The 602-nt window shown below is 39.9% G+C and carries 1 protein-coding gene; it reads right to left on the bottom strand.

Translation table 11 applies throughout. The annotated features are described in order from the left end of the window. Positions 1-344, bottom strand: a 344-nt coding sequence (locus HT699_RS09900; RefSeq protein ID WP_172934325.1) for a helix-turn-helix domain-containing protein, incomplete at its 3' end; no start/stop codon positions are given. Between the last annotated feature and the right edge of the window lie 258 nt (positions 345-602).

Below are 602 nucleotides of genomic sequence, written 5' to 3' on the forward strand. Positions count from 1 at the left end.
GTGCTAGCTTGTTTCTTAACAGATTTTCCTTTTCTAGGATAGAGCAGATCCTGTTTTGACAATCCTAATTTTCCATGATGGATCCAGTAGTAGATGGTAGAAATTACCACGTTAACGCCCTTAGACTGTTGAGCATAGTCGGCAGAATAAACCTCTTTAAAGCGTCCTTTTCCAAGACATTGTCGGACTGTCCCACGCTTGATTTCAGTATGGATAGTTTGAGGAGCTTTTCCAAGTAAAGAGGCGATTTCTCTATTTGATTTCCCTTCTTTTTTCCGTCTTTCGATTAAGCGACGGCTATCGATTGTCAAATGTTTGGCTTTTGTAGTATAATGGTTTTGCATCTCTGTGCCTTTCTTGTGTTTGTGATTGAACAACAAGTATAACACAGAGGTGTTTTCTTATGCCTAGAAGAGCTTTCATTTGACAAGAGGAACCCTTGAAGCAGTTTTGTCAGCTAAACCAAGGCTAATCTTAGCCTTGGCTTTCCAGCTTAACAGCTCCAAGCCTCTTATCAAATGAAATCGAGTACTAGCTATCAGCTAGTTGAACCATCTAATTTTTAGGAGGGCTGGGTGGCTAACTTCATTATAGAACTTTCA

This window comes from Streptococcus sp. 1055, assembly GCF_013276815.1.
Classification (GTDB): Bacteria; Bacillota; Bacilli; order Lactobacillales; family Streptococcaceae; genus Streptococcus; species Streptococcus pseudopneumoniae.